We start from the raw sequence: 4,502 nt of genomic DNA on the forward strand, positions 1-4,502 counted from the left end.
CCCCCGCCGCGCCCGGCCGGGCGCGGCGGGGGCAGCACCGTGCGGTCCTCGTGCTCGTGCGGGGCCGAGGCCGCCGGGTGGGCCGGCGGGGGGTCGGCCAGCAGCGCGTCCACCCGGGGCGCGGGATCCCCGGCCTCCTGCGCCGGGGCCGGCTCACCGCGCACGCCGCGCTGCGCGTCCAGCGCGTCCAGCAGGCCCGGAGCCACCTCGCCCGGCCCCGGGCGCGCGGGCCGCCCCGCCGAGCGCACGCCGCCGTCGGCCTCCACGTCGTACACGCGCTCGGCGCCGGTGCGCACCGCCTCGCCCGCCACGCTCACCAGCCGCCGCGCCGGCAGCGGGCCGGCGTCGGCCGGCTCCTCCTCGCTCAGCCAGCGCGCCTCGTCGTCCGTGGCGGTCAGCGCGCGCGAGCCGGGGTCGAACGCCCAGCGCGCCACGCGGCTGCGGCCGCCGGCGACGAACTCCACCTGCACCGTCCAGTCGCCGTCCTCCTGGCGCCAGGAGTCCCAGCGGGCGCCCTCGGGGTCGACCGCCCGCGCGCTCAGGCGGGCCACCACCAGCTCCTCCAGCGTGCCGGTGCCGCCCGAGCGGCCGTAGGCGGTGCGCCGGGCCAGGCCCGCCACGTGGGCGCGCTCGGCCAGCACCGGCCCCTCGTAGCGGCGCACCCGGTCCAGCGGCAGGCCGCCGGCGTCGGCGACCTCCTCGGCGGACTCCCCGGCGCGGATGCGCGCCTGGATGTCGCGCGGGCGCAGCTGCGCCTCCAGCTGGATCTGCAGCTGCCCCAGCCGGGCGCGGTCGCGGCGCACCGCGGCCCGCAGCGCCTCGTCCACCCGCAGCCGGTAGCGCGCTCCGTCGGCGCCGAGGAGCACCACGTGCTCGCCGTCGTCGTGGACCCCGACGAGCCTCAGGTCCTGCATGAGGGCGTCCTCCAGCGGTGTCGTCTGCGGCGGCGCGGCCGGACGGGCCGGGCCGGCGCGGCTCCCGGTCGGGCCGAGCGCTGCACGCACTCTGCCACCTGCACACCTGCGTGTTCACCCGGCTCCGGGCAGGAACCGGCCCGGACCCTGACCCTCGGGTCGAGGGTCAGGTGCGCGCGGGGCGCGGCCGCACCGCTCCCCGGCGGCTCCCGGGGACGGCTCCGGGGACCCGCCGCGGGCCCCCGGCCGGGCCCCGCGCGCACCGCGCGCGGGCACCGCCCGACCGCGGAGCGCCGTTCACCACCCTCGGCGGGCGATCGCCCCCGCAGCGGCGAGAATGACCCGGTGAGCGCTGCGACAACCTCCGCGCGTCCCTACGACGCGCTCCTCCTGCTGTCCTTCGGCGGCCCCGAGGGACCCGACGACGTCATGCCCTTCCTGGAGAACGTGACCCGCGGCCGCGGCATCCCGCGCGAGCGGCTCGAGGCCGTCGCCGAGCACTACCTGCACTTCGGGGGCAAGAGCCCCATCAACGACCAGAACCGCGAGCTGCTCGCGCAGCTGCGCAGCGAGCTGGACGCCCGGGGCCTGGCGGACCTGCCGCTGCTGTGGGGCAACCGCAACTGGGAGCCGTACGCCACCGACGTGCTGCGCGAGGCCCACGAGGCCGGTGCGCGCCGCGTGCTGGTCGTCTTCACCAGCGCGTACTCCTCCTACTCCAGCTGCCGGCAGTACCGCGAGGACCTCGCCCGGGCCGCCCAGGCGCTGGCCGCCGAGGGCCGCGAGATCGAGTTCGACAAGATCCGCCACTACTTCAACCACCCGGCGTTCACCGAGGTCAACGCCCGGGCCGTCGCCCGCGCCCTGGGCGAGGTGCCCGAGGGCTCGCGCGTGGTCTTCGTCACCCACTCGATCCCCGACGCCATGAACGACGTCTCCGGCCGCGACGGCGGCGCCTACGTGCGCCAGCACCTCGACGTGGCCGCCGAGGTCGCCCGCCGCGCCGGCGCGGCCCGCGGCACCGACGTGCCCTGGGACCTGGCCTACTGCTCGCGCTCCGGCCCGCCCAGCCAGCCCTGGCTGGAGCCCGACGTCAACGACCACCTGCGCGCGCTGCACGAGCAGGGCGTGCCCGGCGTGGTGGTGGCGCCCGTCGGGTTCGTCAGCGACCACATGGAGGTCAAGTTCGACCTCGACACCGAGGCCGCGGAGACGGCCGAGGAGATCGGCCTGCCGTTCGCGCGCGCCGCCACCGTCGGCGCCGACGCCGCCTTCGTCGCCGGCCTGGTGGACCTGGTGCAGGAGCGCGCCGCGCTCGCCCGCGGCGAGCGGCCCGAGCAGCCCGCCACCGGCTCGCTGGGCCCCTCGCACGTGGTGTGCCCCGTCGACGGGACCGTGAACTACCTCTACGGCCTGCGCGCCTACGCCGTCAGCGTCGCCTGCGTGGTGGACCCCGCCCGCGGCACGGACCGCCCCGACCCGGCGACCTGGACCGTGCTGGCCGGGTGCGTGCACGACCCCACCGCGCAGGAGGTGTGGAGCGCCGCGCTCGGGCAGGGCGCGAGCCTGCGCAGCGCGGAGGGGGAGCGGGCGCTGCGCGTGCCGGAGGACGTGGCGCTGTGGCAGGCGCTGGTGGGCACCGGCTTCGGCTACGACCCGCAGCGCCGCGCCGAGCAGGCAGCGGTGCTGGCCCGCCTGCTGCCGCGGGTGCGCGACGTGCGGCGCATCGGCAGCGCCGCGCTGGACCTGTGCTGGGTCGGCGCCGGACGGCTGGACGCCTACTACGAGAGGGGCCTCAAGCCCTGGGACATGGCCGCCGGGGCGCTGGTGGCCCGCGAGGCCGGCGCGCTGGTCACCGGCTTCGACGGCGGGCCGGCGCGCACCGAGGGCGTGCTGGCGGCCGGCGCCGGGCTGCACGCCGCCCTGCGGGCCGAGCTGGCGGGCTGACCGGGCCCGACCACCGGGCCGACCACCGGGCCGACCACCGGGTCGACCACCCCCGCCGGGACGTCGCGCGGGCCGCGCACGAGCAGGGCCCCCACCCCCTCACGGGGTGGGGGCCCTGCTGGTGGAGCTGTGCTGGTGGAGCTGTGCTGCCCGCCCCGGCTCAGGCGGGCGCGCAGCGGGCGGCGTCGACGGCGGTGAGGTCCAGCACCCCGTCCACCGGACCGTCCAGCGCGCCGGCGCCGGTCCCGGCGCCCTGCTGGGCGGCCAGGTAGGCCACGGTGTCGGGCAGCGCGACGTCGTGCGCGGCGGCGAGGTCGACGAGCCCCTCGAGCTCGCCGAGGTGGGCCGCGGCCAGCTCCTCCTCGCCGGCCGCGGTGGCCGACTCGATGGTGGCGCGCGTCTGCTGCACGCGCTCGGACAGCTCCGCCACGAACGCGGGCGGGGCGGAGCGGGTGGTCTCGTTCTCGGGCGTCGTCGAGCCGTCCGGACGCGGTTCCTGCGCGGTCACGGCACCTCCTGGGGGTCTGGGCGCCCGGCGGCCGCGCGGCGCTCGCGCACGGGGCCGCCGTCGGCGGGGACGGCCGCACACTACGGGGCGTCGGAGTCCGCTCCAACTCCCGCGGTGTCGCCGTGGACGACGCCGCGCGCGTCACCGCAAGGCGCCCCGCTCGCGCGGTGTCCGGCCGGTGACGGGGACGTGGCGGCCTCCCGACGGGCACCTGACGGGCGCGCGACGGGTGTGCGACGCGCCCGTCACCGGCGGCGGGGCCGCGGCGGACGGCGCCGGAGCCCCGGAGGGCCCGGGAGCGCACGAGCCGTCCGGAGCAGCGCGAGCAGCCGAGCGGAGCAGCGGCGAGCGCCCTGCGTGGCCGTTCGCGACGCGCCGTGACCCGCCCCGGTTCGTGGTGCGCCCGGCAGTAGGTCATGATGCGTGCTCGCCTCGTCGGTCGGGCACCGTCGAGCAGGGGGCCGGGGGCGCGGGCATGTAACCGGGCCGTGCAGCGTTGAGCCGGCCGCAGGACCACGGAACACGGAGTGAGGCAGGGTCATGGCGACCGACTACGACGCACCGCGCAAGAACGACGACGAGCTCAACGAGGACTCCATCGAGGAGCTGAAGGCCCGTCGCACGGACAAGAGCTCGGGCGCCGTCGACGAGGACGAGACGGAGGCCGCGGAGGGCTTCGAGCTGCCCGGCGCGGACCTCTCCAACGAGGAGCTGTCGGTGCGGGTCCTCCCGCGCCAGCAGGACGAGTTCACGTGCACCAGCTGCTTCCTGGTGGTGCACCGCAGCCAGCTCCACGACGCCGGCAACGGCCGGATCATCTGCAACGACTGCGCCGCCTGAGGCGCGCGCCGCCCTCAGCGGCCGCGGGCGATCGCGTCCGCGAGCTGCTGGGGGCGACGGGTGGAGACCACCCAGTACGGGGTCGGGTCGGCAGGGTCGTCCAGGTGCACGCGCACGGCCGTCGGCACCCAGGAGCGGATCGCCAGGTGCGCGCGGGCGTCCAGCTCCGTGCCCAGCGCCGCCCGGCGCTGCCCGGCGGACACGACGTCCACGCGCGAGACCACCGACAGCGGCACCCGCGCGCGCGCCGCGCGCAGCTCGCCGCCGGAGACCTCCACGGTGCCGGCCAGGCT

General features: G+C 78.3%; 5 protein-coding genes. 2 read left to right on the plus strand and 3 right to left on the minus strand.

Annotated elements, in window-relative coordinates:
• A partial coding sequence (gene sepH, locus GTR00_RS15255; RefSeq protein ID WP_166612451.1) for a septation protein SepH occupies window positions 1-914 on the minus strand: 914 nt, incomplete at its 3' end.
• Window positions 915-1,259: 345 nt separating this feature from the next.
• Here sepH and GTR00_RS15260 point away from each other — a divergent pair.
• On the plus strand, window positions 1,260-2,861 hold the full coding sequence (locus GTR00_RS15260) for a ferrochelatase (protein ID WP_166612452.1): 1,602 nt from the start codon (window positions 1,260-1,262) through the stop codon (window positions 2,859-2,861).
• A gap of 160 nt (window positions 2,862-3,021) precedes the next feature.
• Here GTR00_RS15260 and GTR00_RS15265 read toward each other — a convergent pair whose 3' ends face one another.
• Window positions 3,022-3,369, minus strand: a complete 348-nt coding sequence (locus tag GTR00_RS15265; RefSeq protein ID WP_166612453.1) for a hypothetical protein — start codon at window positions 3,367-3,369, stop codon at window positions 3,022-3,024.
• Between the two features lie 540 nt (window positions 3,370-3,909).
• Between GTR00_RS15265 and GTR00_RS15270 the strand changes: the two genes are divergently transcribed.
• Window positions 3,910-4,209 (plus strand): DUF4193 domain-containing protein, encoded by a 300-nt coding sequence (locus GTR00_RS15270; protein ID WP_166612454.1) that lies wholly within the window; start codon window positions 3,910-3,912, stop codon window positions 4,207-4,209.
• Window positions 4,210-4,223: 14 nt separating this feature from the next.
• On the opposite strand, the gene GTR00_RS15275 is transcribed toward GTR00_RS15270, so the two are convergent.
• A partial coding sequence (locus tag GTR00_RS15275; RefSeq protein ID WP_166612455.1) for a DUF3093 domain-containing protein occupies window positions 4,224-4,502 on the minus strand: 279 nt, incomplete at its 5' end.

Origin of the sequence: Kineococcus indalonis, assembly GCF_009906395.1 — a bacterium.
GTDB lineage: Bacteria > Actinomycetota > Actinomycetes > Actinomycetales > Kineococcaceae > Kineococcus > Kineococcus indalonis.